This is a genomic window from Vibrio penaeicida (genome assembly GCF_030689305.1).
Lineage (GTDB): Bacteria > Pseudomonadota > Gammaproteobacteria > Enterobacterales > Vibrionaceae > Vibrio > Vibrio penaeicida_B.
This window is the reverse complement of the sequence record NZ_JAUYVM010000003.1, coordinates 324,739-342,170: the sequence shown is the minus strand read 5'-3', so window position 1 is coordinate 342,170 and position 17,432 is coordinate 324,739. Positions and strand designations below refer to the sequence as shown.

Below are 17,432 nucleotides of genomic sequence, written 5' to 3'. Positions count from 1 at the left end.
AGTCCGTTCTTTCATACACTGAGATTTACGTATTCAGGAAGAAGAGTAAGCAGATGGAAGCCATTTATATCGTTGCGGCAAAACGCACACCTATTGGAAATTTCAATGGTGCTCTGTCGCCACTCAGCGCGGTGGATCTTGGTGCTCATGCGATCAAAGCCGCTATCTCGCAATCCAATATCGCTCCCGGGAATATCGACGAGGTGATCGTCGGCAACGTACTTTCCGCTGGAAGTGGAATGGGACCGGGCAGGCAGGCTTCCATTAAGGCAGGCATACCTTCGTCTGTACCCGCTTACACGCTCAACATGATATGTGGCAGTGGCATGAAAGCGATTACCGATGCAGCCAGCCATATCCGAGCAGGCGATGCACAAGTCGTCATGACCTGTGGTATGGAAAGCATGTCTAACGCTGGATTTGTTGTTTCTGGTGATAACCGCCGTGGACACAAAATAGGCAATCAAACCATGGTGGATACCATCATGCATGACGGGCTCACCGACGCATTCTATCAATACCCTATGGGCATCACCGCGGAAAACATTGTCGAGAAGCTGAACCTTTCTCGCGAAGAGCAAGACCAATACGCACTCCAAAGCCAACTTAAAGCCGTTCGCGCCCAAGATGAAGGCAGATTTGATCAAGAAATAGCGCCCATCACCGTAGTAAACCGCCGAAAAGAAACGGTTGTTGCTCAAGATGAATTCCCCAAACGCGACTGCACGTTGGAACAACTGCAAGCACTGCGCCCTGCCTTTAGTAAATCCGGCTCTGTCACCGCTGGTAATGCTTCTGGCATCAATGACGGAGCATCCGCAATATTACTGGCGAATGAAACTGCCGTTAAGCAATTAGGGCTCACACCATTAGCTGAGCTTGTTGAATATGGTCAAGCAGGCATTGAGCCAGAAATCATGGGGCTTGGTCCAGTCAATGCCATTGCCAATACGCTTAAGAAAGCACATATGAGCCTCAATCAAATTGACTGTTTTGAGCTTAACGAAGCGTTTGCCGCACAATCTCTTGGCGTTATCAAACAGCTTAGTGCGCAGCACGACGTTTCCAAAGATTGGATTCTTGAACGCAGTAATTCCAACGGAGGCGCAATTGCGCTGGGGCATCCAATTGGAGCATCCGGCAACCGAGTCGTGACTACATTGGTGTACGAGCTCAATCGCTCAAAAGCAAATATAGGCTTGGCGTCTTTGTGTATTGGTGGTGGCATGGGAACCGCTGTCATTTTAAAGCGAATCGAGGCATAGCTATCATGCAGAAAGACGAAAAGGTCATGAAGAAAAAGATAGAAAAAGCAGGCGTTGCCTCTCTCCTAAAAGATGACATGACGATTATGATCGGCGGTTTTATGTCGACTGGCGCACCAGAGGGTTTGATTGATTTATTGATTGAAAATGACATTAAAGACATCACATTAATCAGCACCGACACTGGCTATCCGGAACATGGTGTCAGCCGGCTGATCGCGCAAAAGCGAGTAAAAAAGCTCTTCGCTTCCCACATCGGGTTAAACCCTGAAACAGGTGCACAGATGAATTCGGGGGAGCTGGATGTGGAGCTGGTTCCACAAGGCACATTGGCTGAACGCATACGTGCAGGTGGCGCGGGCTTAGGTGGCGTGCTGACCCCTACGGGTTTGGGCACTATCGTGGCAGAAGGAAAACAAACCGTGGTGATTGATGATGTCCCGTTTCTTCTGGAAAAACCGCTAAAAGCCGATCTGGCACTAATACGGGGTTCAAAAGTCGATAAAAAAGGGAATGTGTTTTACAACAAGACCACTCAGAATTTTAATCCCATAATGGCAACTGCTGCCAAGACCGTCATTGTTGAAGCGATAGAGCTCGTCGATGTAGGCGAAATTCAACCAGAAGCTATCCACACCCCAAGCTTATATGTCGACCACATCTACCAGCAAGGATCCCTATCATGACCAATTTGACCAAAGCCGAAATACGACAACGCATAGCCAATCGCGTCGCACAAGAATTTACCGATGGCGATGTGGTTAACCTAGGCATTGGCCTTCCCACATTAGTGGCAAACGAAGTCAGTGATGAAATAGAGATATTGTTTCAGGCAGAAAATGGGCTGCTCGGTGTTGGTGAAATGGCAAGCGAAGCCAATATAGACCCCGATTTGGTGAACGCAGGTGCTCAAGCTATTACAGCGCTAGACTGCGCATGCTATTTCAATAGTGCCGATTCCTTCGCGATTATTCGTGGCGGTCACGTCGATGCCACTGTGTTAGGCGCACTGGAAGTTGACCAACAAGGCAACCTTGCTAACTGGATCGTGCCGGGCAAAATGGTTCCAGGTATGGGAGGTGCGATGGATTTAGTCGTCGGGGCCAAGAAAGTCATCATAGCAATGGAACATACCGCCAAAGGGAAACCCAAAATACTCAAAAAATGCACGTTACCGCTCACTGCTGTCAATCAAGTAAACTTGATTGTGACCGAGCTTGGCGTTTTTGAGATAACCCCTGAAGGTATTGTCATCACTGAAATTGCCAGTGACGTGGATGTCGACACTATCCAAGCAATCACAGAAGCCCCCTTGTTAATTAGCCCGTCATTAAAGCCAATGAATGCAGCATAATGTTGTTATTTGGAGCTGGGTTCTCTTTGGGATCCGTTGCGAATCCGGTTAAGCTCTTCACCTTCGATGCCGAGTGACCGCAAGAACTTGTGATGCTCACTCGGCTCCATTTCTTCAAACTTCTGATGCCACGTGACCATGTCACTTTCACTGAATCCTGCGGCTTCCATAATCTGCACCCACCGCGCTTTTGTCACGATGCTCTGAGTAAGCATTTCCGGTTCCTGTAATAAGGTAACGATCGCTTTTTGCTGGTTTCGAAGAGTCTGAATTTCTTGCTCAAGCTGAGAAAAATGCTCTTTGAGAATCCGCGTCTGAGACTTGCCTTTCAGCTCCAGCAATACGCGAATACGGGAAACGGGCAATCCATAAGATCGGTAAGATGTAATGGCTTCCAGCCTTTCCACTTCCTTAGCGCCATACCACCGATACCCGTTATCAGAACGGTTGGCAGGGAAAAGCAACCCTTCTTTTTCGTAATACAAAATCGTGGCACGCGAAATACCAAACTCTCGCGCCAGTTGTGTCACTGTCAACATAACTCCCCCCTTCACTGTTTCTTAACTTCCATTTTGAACCCTGATCCTATAGTCGGGTCAAGTATTGAGTCTTTGAAACAATTTAAACAGACACAATGCATTTAAAGTCAGTATTATCCGTTCAAAGGATATTCATGATTTCAAGGAGATAGGGGAATGGAGATTAGAATTCGAGAGGCAGTCTTAGAAGATGTATCCGACGTAGCGCATATCCATGTTACGTCGTGGCAGGCAGCATATCACGGTCTTATGCCTGACGATTTTATTAAACAACAAACTATTGAGCGCAGAACCAAGCTCTGGACAAACGTGATCAGTAAAAGCCTCGCTAATTTACTTGTCGCCGAAGAAAATCAGAAAGTCGTCGGTTTTATCAGTTTTGACAAAGCTCAACCCAATCTCTCATCTCAGAGTATCGAAATCAGCTCTATTTACCTATTACCAAGCCACTTTGACAAAGGGATTGGTTCTAAGCTTATGGAAGAATGCGAATCGAAATTGGCATGCTCATCTGTAAGCCAAATCACGTTATGGGCACTGGATACAAACAAATCTGCTCTGACTTTCTATAAGAAACATGGATTTATCGAAACAGGGAAACGGAGCAAGGAACGTTTAAGTTCGGTGGTTCTCAACGATTTGGAGTTGGTAAAGACATTGGTATAAATTGGCAGCCTAAGCAAGAATATCAATCAATACATAGACCTAGCTGGCTAAATCTGATCTTTCGGTTCACCTAAATCGCATTTTTTGCAATTCAGTTTGTAGCCCAACATAGAATCACGGCCTGTCTCCGTTTCAACCCAAGGTCTGTTTATAAAGGGAGGTTTGTTCCGGACATGTTGAAAATGACCGCACTGTAATTCCGCCACCCAATCATCAAATTCATCTTTATGGTAACCGACAATGGGCTGCTTCATCTTTCTCAATAACCACGCAACGTCTGTTTAAGTCGCTGTGAGGCTACCATAGGAGTCTAGCGATTTATAATTAAGTAGTTAACTGTGCTTTGAGCGATATTCTACCTAAAACTCGGAGACCGAGTCGATCATTCACTTTTTAGCGGATCTATAATCGGCGAACGCAGCATCTTGAATCAGTTTGACTATACCTTTTACTTAATTATGTATACCCTCTTCGCCAAACAAAAAAGGGATACCAGATGCATACTGAAACGGAACTTGCCACCATTGCCATCGTCGATCAACAACTCGACGCCTACAACACGCGCGACATTGATGCTTTCGCAGCCACTTATCACGAAAATGTGGAGATTCACTCTTTCTCTAAAGGGCTTCAATACACAGGGAGAGACACGTTGATTGAGCGTTATGGAAAGAAGTTTGCGAGCTTAACGTATTTAAACGCGACATCGCTAAAGCGCATTGTTCACGACCGTTTTTTGGTTGATCATGAATTGGCAGAATCGTCGAGTTTGGCGTCTGGAGAAATTGAAAATAGCTTGAAGGTTATTGCTGCATATGAAGTTGAAGATGGCTTGATAAGGCGCGTCACTTTTATGGGCTAACGCAGTCTTCTAAACAAGCCCGTTCGAGATGTTGAATACCTAAAAGAGAACGAATTTGGATACCGGTAAACATAATGCTGTCGGTATCCAGATAGTTGAGAAGTGTCAGCCAGTATTACGGGGCTAATGCGCCGTCATTTCGTTATATGCTTTAATGGCGTGGAATTTTTCGATCACCAAGATGTAATCTTCTCTGGATACGGTTTTGTGTAATCCGGTATCCAAATCTTCGGTTTCAGGGTTTCCCGATTTAACAACCGCGCGCAATTCATAGATGGGGGATTTAGCATACGCGAACCAATACACCAATAAAAAAACGGGTAGACCAGCGTACAGCGGGTGAACGAGTAAGGCGACAAAACCAAACACAAATGCAATGAGTGCAGCCCTTTTCACTTTGTCTATGGTGGTGTAATCCTTCACGTACAGTTCTTCAATTCGGTCTAATGAAATCACAGAATCACCTACTTTTAACCCTGTTGACGTCATACTCGGAACATCCACTTTTTTAAACATCAAAACATCCTATTTCAACGCAAACTACTTGTTCAGATCGGGTATGGCTTGTTTAAAAAGCTCATATCCAAGTGGAGATAAAACTTAACACATAACCTATTGATCAGGTGTGCCCGAGATTACAAAACCATCAAGAAGCTGGCAAAATTCTGCGGCATATCGCAAGAATTAGACTTATATCTATACACGCTATGGGATTCTCAATGCAAATACGTGAGCGAGTAAACACGTTGATGCATTAATATTCGCTCCCGAAAAGATAAAACGCCCTGCTATTGCAGGGCGCCGAGTTTTACTCGTATAGCGAAAGCTCTGTCAAGCTTGTCCATGGAATGATCCCAGGTGGGAACTCCGTAACGGTGAGACGAACTTTGGATGTGCTTACGGAATTTGGCAGAATGTGCTGAACACCTGGTTCAGATGCATTGCTGTCTCGCTCATCGATTGTGACATATTCACCATTTGAGTTTAGCGCTTCGAGTTTATAGCCGTACTTTCGGTCTTGAAAAGTACTGAGACTATAAGCTCGTATAGATTTCTCATTCCCGAGTTCCGCTTCTACGACACCATAACCATCCGTCGACCACCGGTCTCCAGACGACGAACTGCCATCAAACAAGTTTTCGCAGCCGTATTGAGCCTGTGGCTCATTGTTGCACGTAAACGACGTTGGCTGGATTATAGTAGGAGAATATTCACGTCCAAACAGATCCCATTCTCTTAAGCTTACCCAGTTAGACGAATTGTCGGCGATGCCTGTTACGGTCAGTTTTGCGTATCGAGCAACAACAGGAGTAAGAGCTTGATATTGCCCAGTTCCATCACCACCCACGACATCACTAACCGATTGATAGTCAGCAGACTCGGTCGTTTTTACTTCAATATTGAAGTTGTACTCTCGATTATGAAGAGCACTCAACGCGAATCCATTCAACGTGTGTAATGAACCGAGATCCACTTCCACACTTTGTGGGAACGTCATCGCCGACCAACGGTCTCCGGCACCTTCATTTCCATCTACAACTTGGTTGCAACTGTATTGAGGTTGCGGTTCGTCACTGCAAGTTACCGGTTTGTTTAATGAAATACTCTCTAATGCGGATGGTTTACCAAACACTTCAAGCTCTCTGATACTGACCCAGCTACCGTTGTAAGTCGCCGCATCTTCCACGGTAACACGAACATATCGACCAAAGGTATTGTCAGGTAACCCTATCAGGCTTGCGCGGCCGTCTGTGTTATTCAGTTGATCGAGTACTGTCTCGTATTGGCTACCCGAGTCTACTTTTACCTCAACGGTATATTGGTAATCGCGATCGGAATAGAAACTGCCTCTGAACGCTGAAAGCTCACTGATCTCTCCCAAATCAATTTCTATCCATGAAGGAAACACATTGGCTGACCAACGTTTATGCCCAGCGAAATTTCCATCAACCGCTTGGCTACAAGGTGCCAACGTTGGTTGAGGTTCACTTGAACACGTCACTGATTTGTTTTGTGCAATATTGTTGTCTGATAGAAGATGGTAGATTTCGCTAGAGGCTGCCAAATATGAACCTACCGTGTAAGGCTGGCTAGAACCGGCTCTCGCGTATGCCATATAAGGTTCATGCGCCACGCCTTGAGCCCAACCTAATCGACCAGAATCCTGTAGTGCGGTATTCGCGAGCGCTAACCACCCTTTTTCGATGACTGGCATATACGATTCGGCGTCTAAAATGCCGAGTCGAATACCTATTGCCATACCATAAACAAAAAATGTGGTTCCACTCGATTCTGGGGCATTGATATGGTGCGGCTCAATAAGATCAGCCCCCCAGAATCCATCGGCTAATTGAGCATTTTTAAGGGCTGCAGACATTTTTACAAAGTTGGTCACATATTCATCGTAGTGAGGTGCATCTTCAGGTAACCGATCTAACAATCTGGCAATTCCCCCATATACCCAACCATTACCGCGAGACCAAAACATTGGGTTACCATCTGGGCTCGGATTCCGCGGATAAACGTATCTAGAATCTCTTGCCCATAGATCGTACTCTTCATTCCAAAGCTCGTTATAGGTGGACTGGAATTGAGTATATAGCGACTGATAAACCGCATCTTTCTCTGACTCACTAGATAGCGTGTCAGCCATTAGAGGCCAAACAGCTGGCGCCATGTAAAGCGCATCGGCCCAAGACCAATAGCGAGAATAAGAAGAGTTCACAACGCCCATCACGCTTTCTTTCAAGCAACCAAGGATACCGTCGGGCTCATTGGCTAAAGGAGCTAGCTCAAAGAAGACCTGTCCAGCAGCTTGGTGATCTGCGTGAGTCGTGCTACATGAACCGTGAGGTTCATAGGAAAATGCTCTTGCCCAGCTTAAGGTATTATCCCATGCCTTTCCGTTACCGGTCAGCTTGAAATAATCGAACTCGCCGATATGGTATGCCCCATATATCCAATTCGTATCTGGTGCGTATTGACTGTCGTAGAACCCATTATCAACCCAGTAGTCATGGACCAACTTTGAGGTATTTAGCATATCGTTTGGGGTAAATTTGTACGCCCCGAAAGCAGTCGAGTTTAGGAATACAGCGCTTAACAGCGAAAGCTTAAGCATTGTTGATTTTTTCATCTTAACTGTCCTTAGTTAAAAATAAATTTGAATTCGTAAGCCTTTAAAGTGCAGGATCGCAGCGATCATCGATCTGGTTTCCATTTACATCATCAAAAACGCGGACATTGCGAAAAACCGACTCTCCATTCCTTTCGCCATTATCATGATCGGCAATGAGCACTAGGTATTTTGTCCTCTCAGCGGTTGCAAGTTGACCGACAGGGATCGTGAAATGTTGAAACTCTCCACTCGCATCGTAGGTTTTGTAGCTTTCATTTGAACTCGGGTCACCTTGAGTTCCGTAGAGAGAGAATCGTGTTTCACCATTATTCAGAACCCTATCTCTATCCAGAGCTATACCGTGAAATTCGCCCTGCTGAGGACTTTTGAAATCAAATGTGATTACAGTATTGGGTGTAATGTCATAGGGCAATTCAACTACACGCCATCCGTTGTTAGAGATAGATAAAGTACTGCCATCTGGAGATACCTCAAATGTCCCACCATCGCCTTGATTGGGATCGTAAACATCCACTTGATTACGGCTAAAGTAAACGTCACTGTAATCTTCAAATATAGAAATATTTCGGAAAGTAGAATCACCTTGCGCAGCCGCATCATCATCGGCATTAACAACCAGATAGTTAGCACTAAACGGCTGATTAGCTACGGATTTCCCGATAGGAGCAATAAAGCGTGAATAAGCACCACTGGTATGGTAAGTATCAAATGCACCTTCAATATTGGCATCTTTTTGGGTACCGTATAGACGGGCACGCAAGCGGTTACTGACCGATAAATTGTTATCAAAACCTATCGCATGTTCTTCACCTTGAGTGTCGGATTTGAATTCAAAAGAGACCGTGGTGTTCGGTGTTACTCGGTAGTCAATATCAATGGCTTTCCAGCTATTCCCAGTCAGCGAAATACCATTGTTAGCGAATGTCGCATTTCCCTGATCTTGACTACCTCCATAAGCGGTGGTGTTTGATGAGGAAGGGGAAATGTTTACTGCTTGGCAAGTTCTTGCAATGTAGGCACTCAGATTATTGATGTATTTCCCTACGATTTTCGAGTCATACCCTTTGAAGTAATAAGATTCTCCAGTGCTTTGCAGATCTTTATACCCATTGATAAAGGATTCATACTTACCGGTAAACCAAATCACGACTTGTTCGTCAGAGCTTTCTGCACCAAAAGGAACAAACGGACGGTAATTATTGTCTGGAGAATTGGCGGTTAACGCTTCCCAAGTAAAATTCGTTCCACTCAAAACGCCTTTATAGATTTCAAACTTGTCCGTGTCTAAACCCGTAATAGGATTAACATTGGCAGAAATGAATAGTTCGTTAGAGTTGTATGGGTTAAGGGTAATACCACCCGCATAATCTATTTGAGATCCTCCAAACCTTGTTCCATCAGGCGCAGTCATCGATTCTGGAATTAGAGAGTCTCCAGCATCCGCTACCCAAATTTTATTCCACTGGTTCGTTGATGGATTCCACGTCGCCATGTAGTAATCAATGGTATTTTTGTCATATTGATGACTATAGAGAAGGACAGGGTTACCTGAAGAGTCGTAGCGAACTTCATGATTCCAAGGAGAACGGTTTGTGCCATCTTCTCCTTGTTGATAGACCACCGTTCCCTCCGAAACAGTAAATGGTGCATCACCTAAATTTCCGATTAGAGTACCGTCGGTTTTATATGTTTTTCCGTTTTTAATGTAGAGATGATATAGGCTAGTTCGTTTTGGAGTCGGATGACCATCGGTAAAGAAGAAGTCGATTCTATCTACACCATTTGATGCGTATTTTGCGTACGCTCTATCCCACCATTGAGTACCATTTTGAATAAAGTGTTTTGCTTCAGTAGGGTTATTACCATTGGCATCAAAAGTAACGTAATAAGGGTCACGGGCACCAACACGGAAGAAGTTGTAAATCTTCCCATTTTCGGCAGAGAGTTGATAGGCATTGTTGTACGTGGCAGTACTAGGGATTGGATACGTCCTCTCTTCACCCCAGTCTTCTAATGTCAGCGGCAGAGAGTTGTTAGAGACGCGATAGTATTGCGTTCGCCTAGCATCGTGCAGCGTGTATAGCGACATCATCTTTCCATTTTGCAAAGGAAGAATGGCACCGTTATTGTGATCATCTGCCTGCTGGAAACTGCTGAGATCTATGTCATCACCGATTCTCGAACCTGATTCCAAGTCCAGCGTAGACATGCCTGTAAAACCATCAATTTTCACATAAGATGTGTAAAGCACACCGTCGTTGATTCTGGCTCGTTCGTCAATAAACCAGATGTATGTGCCATCCTCTGTAATAACGAAATCGTAATCGTTAGAGACTGGGGCAGCATTTAGGTACTGAGGTAGCGCAATCATCAAAGGGAAGAGCATTGCTCCACTAAACCTACGAAGATTACATTGAATTGAGGAGTGCATCGTTGTTACCTCTCAATCATTTGATCCACCTAATTCAGATAAGATCAAAGAACAAATCGAAAAGTAAACGACATAAAAAGAGGCTAAAAGTTTAACGTTCTTTCTCTGTCGAATACCACATAGAACAACCTCAATTTTCATTGAAGTTGTCGACAAAGAATGAACAACGCATGACAATTGTTATTAATTTATGGTTAAAACTGTCAATACAATTAAGGAAAAACTCTTAATTTATGTGATAAGAACCACAACAAGCATTGTATTTAGAAAGAAATTAGGGAAGGTGAAAGAATAATTAACTGAAAACGACTTAACGCCTAATTATTGGATTCAGAATCCAGCTTCTTATATCTTGAAATACCCTTTTCTAAATGAGAAGCCATTGTATTCCCAGCATTTTCAATATCTCTTTCTGCAATATATTCATAAATTTTCTTATGTTCTAAATAAACTCGATCAAGGAAGTCAGCTTCATCATCAGGCATTTGATATAAATCGATACGGGAGTGAGGAATGATTTGAGGTCCTAAATGCTCTAGTAACTTGATAAAATAGGGGTTCCCCGATGCTTCTGCAATCGCGATATGAAATTGAAAATCAGCAATGGACACTTCGCTATAGTCGTATTCCGCTTTTTTGAATGCAGCCAAAGCGGTAGCAATTTTAGCTAATTGCGCTTCGGTACGATGCTCTGCGGCAAGTTTCGCTGTTTTGGTTTCTAAGCATAACCTCAAATCTAGTACATGCAGGATGTCTTTTAACGTCGTCGGATTAAATAGCTCTAACTTACTCACAGGGTTTTCAGTAACAAAAGCACCTATCCCCTGACGTGTCACCACCATTCCGTCTGCCCTTAACCCAGCAATCGCTTCACGGACAACCGTTCGGCTTACACCATATTGATTAATAAGGCTTTGTTCTGATGGCAGCTTATCCCCAGGAGACAGGTTACCGTCAATAATGTCTTTCTTTATTTTTTCAATAAGTTGAGATGCCAGTGTTTTTCTCTTGCCTAACATTTTAGTAAATAGCCTCCACCAACTTTAATCATTTCTATTTATGGTTCAGTCGCTTCAAGCGGTCAGCTGGTTTTAAGTCGCTTGGCTACATCATCCTAATTCAATTTCATAGAAATAAACAACACCCATTAAAATCTAGTGAGTGCGCACGAGTATATTTGGACTATATACTGCCTTCTTACCCTGTCTCAAAAATAATAAATATTGACTTTGCGCACAATAAATAGAATTCGATTTATCTCTCATATCGCTCAAATTAAGAATTTCACGTTTTGCAAACTTTCATTTTTTCAAAAAGTTAATAAAAAGTTACACGTTCAGAAGTGAATATTATTGCATACTAAATCGAGCTAATATTGATTAAAAAAACAACTTGTATGATGACATACATGTGTTAATTTTTTAATCGAAAGGATGACAACGCATACATATCAGAACTGAAAAATAGTAGAAACACGTTTAATTTTTTAAGGAGAAAAAAATGAACAAAAGGAATTGGCTAAAACGTGTAACCCTTAGCTTAACAGCGACCACATTGGCACTTTCTAGCGTATTCTCTCCTGCTGTAATCTCGGCAGAAAAGCTTAAATGGGCACACGTGTATGAAACTTCTACCCCCTACCATAAATGGGCAACTTGGGCAGCGGAGGAGATTGGAAAGCGCAGCAACGGAAAATTCGAAGTTCAGGTTTTTCCTGCCGCATCGCTTGGTAAGGAAAATGAAATTAACGAGTCTTTGAGCTTAGGGACGATTGATATTATTTACACTGGCTCGACATTTGTTGGCCGTTCATATGGTCCACTCGCAATACCGAGTGCGCCGTTTATGCTTCGTAATTTTGATCACTTTAACGCTTACGCGAACAGTTCATTGTTCGCGGATCTAAGTAACGGGTATAAATCGGTAACAGGACACAACATTCAATCGCTCACTTACTATGGTCAGCGAATGGTGACGTCGAATGAGCCAGTCTCTAAACCTGCTGACATGAAAGACATGAAACTTCGAGTCCCACCAGCACCACTCTTCCAGATGTTTACCGACTCAGTCGAAGCTAATGCCACACCTATCGCGTTCTCTGAAGTATACCTAGCACTATCGCAGGGTGTTGTTGATGGGCAAGAAAATCCCTTACCAACCATCCAAGCTAAGAAGTTTTACGAAGTACAAAAATACATCAATTTAACGGGCCATATCATTGATAGCCTAGTCACGGTTGTTGGTGGCCCCACTTGGAACAAGCTGTCCGATAAAGATAAAGCAATCTTCAAACAAGTATTTGTCGAAGCATCGGCTGGTGCCAGCAACGACATTCGCCAATCAGAGAAAGACTTGGTCGCTTGGTTTGTTGAGCAAGGTGTCAACATAAACACAGACATTGACCGCAAAGCATTCCGCAAAGCTGCAATGGCCGTCCACAACGGTAAACATGCATCTTGGTCGGAAGATGTCTACAAACGATTCCAAGAACTTTAACTTCAATTCAATGTGGTTCGTTAAGCGTGAACTTATCGAACCACTTTGTATAAACCTCTAGGAGCGTGAAATGTTAGACGCAGAGAATACTGGTACTTCTCAAAATTTTCGAGAAATTGAAAAAGAAATGGATAGACCAGATAAGAAAAATGAACAGCAAAACATCGTGCAAAAAGAAGATGATACAAGCGGGTTCATAGAAGACGAGGATAAAAATTTCACGTGGAGCAGCATAGGCATACTCGAATGGTTTTGCATTCTAGCCTTCTGGGTTTTGGCGTTTGTTGTTTTTTATCAGTTTTTTACCCGCTATTTTCTTAACGATTCGGCTGTTTGGACAGAGGAAATTGCTCGTAACATTCTTATTGTTCTAACCTTTTTTGGCGCGGCATTAGCACTAAAAAGACACGCTCACATTAGCGTACAATTTTTTGTTTCCAAGCTCCCAGCTGTCCATCAGAAGAAGATTGTGTGGTTTAACTCGATATTGCAGTCCCTCTTTTTTGCCAGTGCAATCTACTTATGTTTAACGGTAGCGGACGCCATGCAATTTCAAAAGCTAATGGCTATCGATTTATCAAGAAGTGTTATATATCAAGCGGTTGCTACCTCTTTTGTTGCGATGCTTATCATTGAAATCTATAGGTCAATCAAACGCCTAAAGAATAGCGATGATCATTCATCGGAGGATCCATCATGATTGCTATTTTATTTATTGCAGCAGCCATATTTATTTTAATAGGTTTACCTGTAGCCGTTGCTTTAGCTGGCGCATCTTTACTGTTCATTTTGATCGATGCCAGTTTACCAAGCATGGTTGTGCTACACCGAATGGTCAGTGGGGTGGACAGCTTCCCTCTTCTCGCTGTGCCGTTTTTCATTCTGGCGGGGAATTTAATGAACTCAGCTGGGATAACTAACCGTATTTTCGACTTTGCAAAATCCCTTGTCGGTTGGTTACCTGGTGGCTTAGGGCATGTAAACGTTGGTGGTAGTGTGGTGTTTGCAGGTATGTCTGGTGCTGCTGTTGCCGATGCTGGTGGACTCGGTGCGATTGAGATAAAAGCCATGCGTGAAGCCGGATACGACAGCGAATTCTCCGTTGGGATCACCGCCGCGTCTTCCACTATAGGTCCCATTATTCCGCCCTCTTTGCCCATGGTTATTTATGGTGTTTTGGCATCAGCGTCTATAGGTAAGCTGTTTGCTGCAGGGTTGATTCCAGGTCTTATGATGGCAGTCGCGCTCATGGTCATGATTGGGTGGTACGCCAAGCGTCGGAATTACCCAGTGGACAGCGCGTTTTCAATTAAAAGAGTTGCATCAAGCAGTAAAGGCGCTTTCTTGTCCTTACTCACTCCCATTATTGTTGTGGGTGGAATTACTACAGGGGTACTTACGCCGACAGAAGCCGCTATTGCTGCGGTAGCTTGGGCGCTATTTTTGGGTTCTGTCGTCTACAAGAGCTTAAATTTAAAAAGGTTAGCGGCGGTTTCATTAAAATCGATAGAAACAACAGCCGTCGTGTTATTTGTGGTTGCCGCTGCTTCCATATTTGCTTGGCTACTCACCAATCATAATATTGCGACAGCAATGGCTGATGGGCTAATGACACTATCCGACAACAAATACGTGGTTCTAAGCATCATTTTGCTTTTACTGCTGGTTATCGGGTGTTTTATGGAAACCATTGCCGCCATGACAATTCTCGTCCCTGTTCTGCTTCCAACCGTGACGCAACTTGGAGTTGATCCCGTGCACTTTGGCGTGATTATGGTTCTCACCCTAATGATCAGCCTATTAACACCTCCCGTTGGGGTTGTGCTTTATGTTTTATCAAGTATATCCAAGCTGAGTTTCGAGCGCTGTGTCGTCGCTACCATGCCGTTTTTAGTACCGTTGGTCTTCGTTCTGCTCATCGTCACTTTTGTGCCCGGTTTAGTTATGTGGCTTCCAAACCTGCTCTACCCATAAGAAATCAGATTTAGCAAAAATACAGAGTGAACCCATTAACTATTGATGGGTTGGGTTCACTCGTTTCAAACTTAACGGATTAAGAAATATGAAAAGCTATTATTCGACTCATGCCGAAGATTACGGCAATTACGATACACAAACGTTGCGCGATCGCTACTTAATAGAATCGATATTTGAACACGGAAAAGTACAGCAATATTACTGTCACGATGATCGGCTCATTATCGCAGGTATATCCCCTGCAAGCATCTCACTAAAACTTACAGAAGGTAAAGAATTAGGAGGGTTGACCTTCTTTAGCCGTCGCGAAGCTGCAACTATAAACTTAGGTGGCGAAGGGCGAATCCGAGTTGGCGATGAGATATTTTCTTTAGATCATAAAGACGCCCTTTACATTGGTCAGGGAGCGCATCCTGTTTCATTCGAAAGCGTTGATGAAAGCCATCCAGCCCGCTTTTATCTATGTAGTTCACCGAGTCATCATGTTAATCCAACGACTCTAGTAAGGCGCTCGGAAGCCATTCAAATTCATTTAGGCGATCCAAAAAACTCTAACGAAAGAATCATTAATCAATACATTCATCCTGAAATATGCAGCAGCTCTCAACTCGTGATGGGGCTGACAGAACTCGTTAATACCTCAAATTGGAATACGATGCCTTGTCATACCCACGCTCGTCGTATGGAGGCGTATTTTTATTTCTCTGAGTCCGAAGAGTCTCAGGTTTTCCACTTTATGGGCAAACCAGACGAAACGCGTCATATCGTCATTTCAAACGAACAAGTCGTAATCTCCCCAAGTTGGTCTATTCACAGTGGCGTCGGAACCAACCCATACAGCTTTATTTGGGCCATGGCGGGAGAAAATCAAGAATTCAACGACATGGACTTTGTCGATCCACAGGACATGCGTTAAGGAGCCATCATGGAACTATTCAATTTAGAAGGAAAAACCGCGCTGGTTACGGGTGCCTCGAAAGGCTTGGGACAAGCAATGAGTATCGCTTTAGCGAAAGCGGGAGCCAACATTGTTGGTGTGGCTCGATCTTCAACAATGCATACACAAGTGAAAATAGAAAAGCTTGGCAAAAATTTTGTTGGTATTGAGGCAGATTTAGGAGAAAAAAATTCAGTTGACGCAATCGTAGACACTCTTGCAACGATTGATATTATTCCAGACATCTTAGTGAATAACGCTGGCATTATCAGAAGAAACGACAGCATTCAGTTTTCTGAAGAGGAATGGGATAGCGTAATGGACATCAATCTCAAATCTCTATTTTTCCTCAGTCAAGCCATGGTTAAACAGTGGGTCGCGCTAAATCGCCCCGGAAAAATCATCAATATCGCTTCCATGCTTTCTTTCCAAGGTGGAATACGCGTACCTTCTTATACTGCCAGTAAAACTGGTGTATTAGGCTTAACCCGTATCGGAGCCTGTGAATGGGCACCCTACGATATCAACGTAAATGCAATCGCACCCGGCTATATGGCAACAGACAACACCGAAGCACTAAGAAAAGACAAAGTGAGAAACGGAGAGATTTTAAACCGAATCCCTGCGGGGCGATGGGGCGAATCGGAAGACATGGAAGGAGCGGTCGTGTTTCTGGCTTCTCGCGCATCCAACTATGTAAACGGTACTGTGCTTACCGTTGATGGCGGTTGGCAGGCGCGATAGCTATTTAGCCTCAACGTTGTATAGCAAAGCTGAGGTTGTTCATATGTTCATTTTATTTGGAAACAAGGAGGTAAGAGAAATTACGTTATCTAAATTATCTGACTTGTAGTATTTGTAAATTTAGCGGTTACGCATCCCCAATTTTGCCCGATTAGATCGGGCTTTTTTTAAGGCAGAACAATCACACCAAGTGGCTCTAAAAGCTGTTCTTGCTGCCAATCGCAAATCTTCACACCTTGTAGAGAGATCCTTCTTGGATCGAGCCCGTAAAGCTCTGTATGGGTTAAATCGCAATTCTCAAAACGGAATTGAGACCAAGCATCTTCCGAAAATTCTCCGCGGGATAAATCCGAGCCACGCAGTGATGCTCCTTGCAAAAGCGCGCCTGTCCAACGATTCTCAAACAGATCGCATTTTTCGATGCAGGCATTTTCAAAATTGGCATACGACAAATTGCACCCCGTAATAAAGACACTGCAGAAGTAGACTTGGTGGCTGACACGGTTGGCAAAGTTGGCTTTAACAAAATTCGCCCCTTTTAGGTCGCACTCTCTAAATTCTGCACCTAAACAATTCGCCCCCACAAACTGTGCCATGGCCAATTGGCAGTTCTTAAAGCTTGCGTCTTTCAAATTTGTGTATTGAAACTGGCAACCTTCTATCTCACTCGCCTTAAAAAACTGACAATCGATAAACACCGCGTCACTTAAATCTGCTCGCGAGAAATCACATTGGTCAAACGTGCATTGGGTAAAACGCCATTCAGACATATCGGTGCGCACGAAGCTTTCAGATACAAAGTGTTTTTGCTTAAATTCCATGTTCTCTCTCGCATTTAATTGGACGCCGCTACGTTACCGATTAACTCTTTGAAAAACAAACAATTTAAACCTTTAAAAATCATAAACTTAAAACCCCTCAAAATCGCCATTTTAAGGCACCTAGAGGCTTCCCTAATGCTCTTGTTTTTTGATGAGCGAAGATGGAAGTGATGAAAAAAGTTTAGTTCGATAGCGAGACGT

17 protein-coding genes are annotated in these 17,432 nt (G+C 43.7%); 10 read left to right on the top strand and 7 right to left on the bottom strand.

Annotated elements, in window-relative coordinates; genetic code table 11:
• The first annotated feature begins 53 nt into the window (after positions 1–53).
• From Q8W40_RS07505 to Q8W40_RS07495, 3 genes are read left to right on the top strand one after another with little or no spacing between them, the layout of a single operon-like run.
• Positions 54–1,265 (top strand): acetyl-CoA C-acetyltransferase, encoded by a 1,212-nt coding sequence (locus Q8W40_RS07505; protein WP_305396576.1) that lies wholly within the window; start codon positions 54–56, stop codon positions 1,263–1,265.
• Positions 1,266–1,291: 26 nt separating this feature from the next.
• Positions 1,292–1,951: a CoA transferase subunit A gene (locus Q8W40_RS07500; RefSeq protein ID WP_305396684.1), complete on the top strand. Its 660-nt coding sequence runs from the start codon at positions 1,292–1,294 to the stop codon at positions 1,949–1,951.
• Positions 1,945–2,619, top strand: coding sequence for a 3-oxoacid CoA-transferase subunit B (locus tag Q8W40_RS07495; protein ID WP_370693371.1), 675 nt, complete (start codon positions 1,945–1,947; stop codon positions 2,617–2,619). Before Q8W40_RS07500 ends, Q8W40_RS07495 begins: the two co-directional genes overlap by 7 nt.
• Positions 2,620–2,624: 5 nt before the next feature.
• On the opposite strand, the gene Q8W40_RS07490 is transcribed toward Q8W40_RS07495, so the two are convergent.
• Positions 2,625–3,158, bottom strand: a complete 534-nt coding sequence (locus Q8W40_RS07490; protein WP_305396574.1) for a MerR family transcriptional regulator — start codon at positions 3,156–3,158, stop codon at positions 2,625–2,627.
• A 156-nt stretch (positions 3,159–3,314) separates the two neighbouring features.
• Between Q8W40_RS07490 and Q8W40_RS07485 the strand changes: the two genes are divergently transcribed.
• Positions 3,315–3,824, top strand: coding sequence for a GNAT family N-acetyltransferase (locus Q8W40_RS07485; RefSeq protein ID WP_305396573.1), 510 nt, complete (start codon positions 3,315–3,317; stop codon positions 3,822–3,824).
• 47 nt (positions 3,825–3,871) lie between these two features.
• Here Q8W40_RS07485 and Q8W40_RS07480 read toward each other — a convergent pair whose 3' ends face one another.
• On the bottom strand, positions 3,872–4,078 hold the full coding sequence (locus Q8W40_RS07480) for a DUF3565 domain-containing protein (protein WP_305396572.1): 207 nt from the start codon (positions 4,076–4,078) through the stop codon (positions 3,872–3,874).
• Positions 4,079–4,320: 242 nt separating this feature from the next.
• Here Q8W40_RS07480 and Q8W40_RS07475 point away from each other — a divergent pair, with 242 nt between their 5' ends.
• Positions 4,321–4,686, top strand: a complete 366-nt coding sequence (locus Q8W40_RS07475; RefSeq protein ID WP_305396571.1) for a nuclear transport factor 2 family protein — start codon at positions 4,321–4,323, stop codon at positions 4,684–4,686.
• 123 nt (positions 4,687–4,809) lie between these two features.
• On the opposite strand, the gene Q8W40_RS07470 is transcribed toward Q8W40_RS07475, so the two are convergent.
• From Q8W40_RS07470 to Q8W40_RS07455, 4 genes are all read right to left on the bottom strand, one after another.
• Positions 4,810–5,202 carry a hypothetical protein gene (locus Q8W40_RS07470; RefSeq protein ID WP_305396570.1) on the bottom strand — a complete coding sequence of 131 codons (393 nt, stop codon included), beginning with the start codon at positions 5,200–5,202 and terminating at the stop codon, positions 4,810–4,812.
• Between the two features lie 292 nt (positions 5,203–5,494).
• A complete protein-coding gene (locus Q8W40_RS07465) occupies positions 5,495–7,822 on the bottom strand; it encodes a glycoside hydrolase family 88 protein (protein WP_305396569.1) in 2,328 nt (775 codons plus the stop codon).
• 43 nt (positions 7,823–7,865) lie between these two features.
• Complete coding sequence (locus tag Q8W40_RS07460) at positions 7,866–10,256, bottom strand: BNR-4 repeat-containing protein (RefSeq protein WP_305396568.1); 2,391 nt, start codon at positions 10,254–10,256, stop codon at positions 7,866–7,868.
• Between the two features lie 317 nt (positions 10,257–10,573).
• On the bottom strand, positions 10,574–11,275 hold the full coding sequence (locus Q8W40_RS07455) for a FadR/GntR family transcriptional regulator (RefSeq protein WP_305396567.1): 702 nt from the start codon (positions 11,273–11,275) through the stop codon (positions 10,574–10,576).
• Between the two features lie 481 nt (positions 11,276–11,756).
• On the opposite strand from Q8W40_RS07455, the gene Q8W40_RS07450 reads away from it, so the two are divergent.
• From Q8W40_RS07450 to kduD, 5 genes are all read left to right on the top strand, one after another.
• Positions 11,757–12,752 (top strand): sialic acid TRAP transporter substrate-binding protein SiaP, encoded by a 996-nt coding sequence (locus tag Q8W40_RS07450; protein ID WP_305396566.1) that lies wholly within the window; start codon positions 11,757–11,759, stop codon positions 12,750–12,752.
• A gap of 70 nt (positions 12,753–12,822) precedes the next feature.
• Positions 12,823–13,452 (top strand): TRAP transporter small permease, encoded by a 630-nt coding sequence (locus Q8W40_RS07445; RefSeq protein ID WP_305396565.1) that lies wholly within the window; start codon positions 12,823–12,825, stop codon positions 13,450–13,452.
• A complete protein-coding gene (locus tag Q8W40_RS07440; protein WP_305396564.1) occupies positions 13,449–14,726 on the top strand; it encodes a TRAP transporter large permease in 1,278 nt (425 codons plus the stop codon). Before Q8W40_RS07445 ends, Q8W40_RS07440 begins: the two co-directional genes overlap by 4 nt.
• An 88-nt stretch (positions 14,727–14,814) precedes the next feature.
• Positions 14,815–15,645: a 5-dehydro-4-deoxy-D-glucuronate isomerase gene (gene kduI, locus Q8W40_RS07435; RefSeq protein ID WP_305396563.1), complete on the top strand. Its 831-nt coding sequence runs from the start codon at positions 14,815–14,817 to the stop codon at positions 15,643–15,645.
• Positions 15,646–15,654: 9 nt separating this feature from the next.
• Positions 15,655–16,410, top strand: coding sequence for a 2-dehydro-3-deoxy-D-gluconate 5-dehydrogenase KduD (kduD, locus tag Q8W40_RS07430; protein WP_305396562.1), 756 nt, complete (start codon positions 15,655–15,657; stop codon positions 16,408–16,410).
• A gap of 167 nt (positions 16,411–16,577) precedes the next feature.
• On the opposite strand, the gene Q8W40_RS07425 is transcribed toward kduD, so the two are convergent.
• Positions 16,578–17,231, bottom strand: coding sequence for a Qnr family pentapeptide repeat protein (locus tag Q8W40_RS07425; protein ID WP_101110106.1), 654 nt, complete (start codon positions 17,229–17,231; stop codon positions 16,578–16,580).
• Positions 17,232–17,432 lie beyond the last annotated feature (201 nt).

Coding starts and splice junctions, on each gene's coding strand:
- Q8W40_RS07505 (WP_305396576.1), top strand. CDS start 54: ATGGAAGCCATTTATATCGTTGCGGCAAAACGCACACCTATTGGAAAT.
- Q8W40_RS07500 (WP_305396684.1), top strand. CDS start 1,292: ATGAAGAAAAAGATAGAAAAAGCAGGCGTTGCCTCTCTCCTAAAAGAT.
- Q8W40_RS07490 (WP_305396574.1), bottom strand. CDS start 3,158: ATGTTGACAGTGACACAACTGGCGCGAGAGTTTGGTATTTCGCGTGCC.
- Q8W40_RS07485 (WP_305396573.1), top strand. CDS start 3,315: ATGGAGATTAGAATTCGAGAGGCAGTCTTAGAAGATGTATCCGACGTA.
- Q8W40_RS07480 (WP_305396572.1), bottom strand. CDS start 4,078: ATGAAGCAGCCCATTGTCGGTTACCATAAAGATGAATTTGATGATTGG.
- Q8W40_RS07475 (WP_305396571.1), top strand. CDS start 4,321: ATGCATACTGAAACGGAACTTGCCACCATTGCCATCGTCGATCAACAA.
- Q8W40_RS07470 (WP_305396570.1), bottom strand. CDS start 5,202: ATGTTTAAAAAAGTGGATGTTCCGAGTATGACGTCAACAGGGTTAAAA.
- Q8W40_RS07465 (WP_305396569.1), bottom strand. CDS start 7,822: ATGAAAAAATCAACAATGCTTAAGCTTTCGCTGTTAAGCGCTGTATTC.
- Q8W40_RS07460 (WP_305396568.1), bottom strand. CDS start 10,256: ATGCACTCCTCAATTCAATGTAATCTTCGTAGGTTTAGTGGAGCAATG.
- Q8W40_RS07455 (WP_305396567.1), bottom strand. CDS start 11,275: ATGTTAGGCAAGAGAAAAACACTGGCATCTCAACTTATTGAAAAAATA.
- Q8W40_RS07450 (WP_305396566.1), top strand. CDS start 11,757: ATGAACAAAAGGAATTGGCTAAAACGTGTAACCCTTAGCTTAACAGCG.
- Q8W40_RS07445 (WP_305396565.1), top strand. CDS start 12,823: ATGTTAGACGCAGAGAATACTGGTACTTCTCAAAATTTTCGAGAAATT.
- Q8W40_RS07440 (WP_305396564.1), top strand. CDS start 13,449: ATGATTGCTATTTTATTTATTGCAGCAGCCATATTTATTTTAATAGGT.
- kduI (WP_305396563.1), top strand. CDS start 14,815: ATGAAAAGCTATTATTCGACTCATGCCGAAGATTACGGCAATTACGAT.
- kduD (WP_305396562.1), top strand. CDS start 15,655: ATGGAACTATTCAATTTAGAAGGAAAAACCGCGCTGGTTACGGGTGCC.
- Q8W40_RS07425 (WP_101110106.1), bottom strand. CDS start 17,231: ATGGAATTTAAGCAAAAACACTTTGTATCTGAAAGCTTCGTGCGCACC.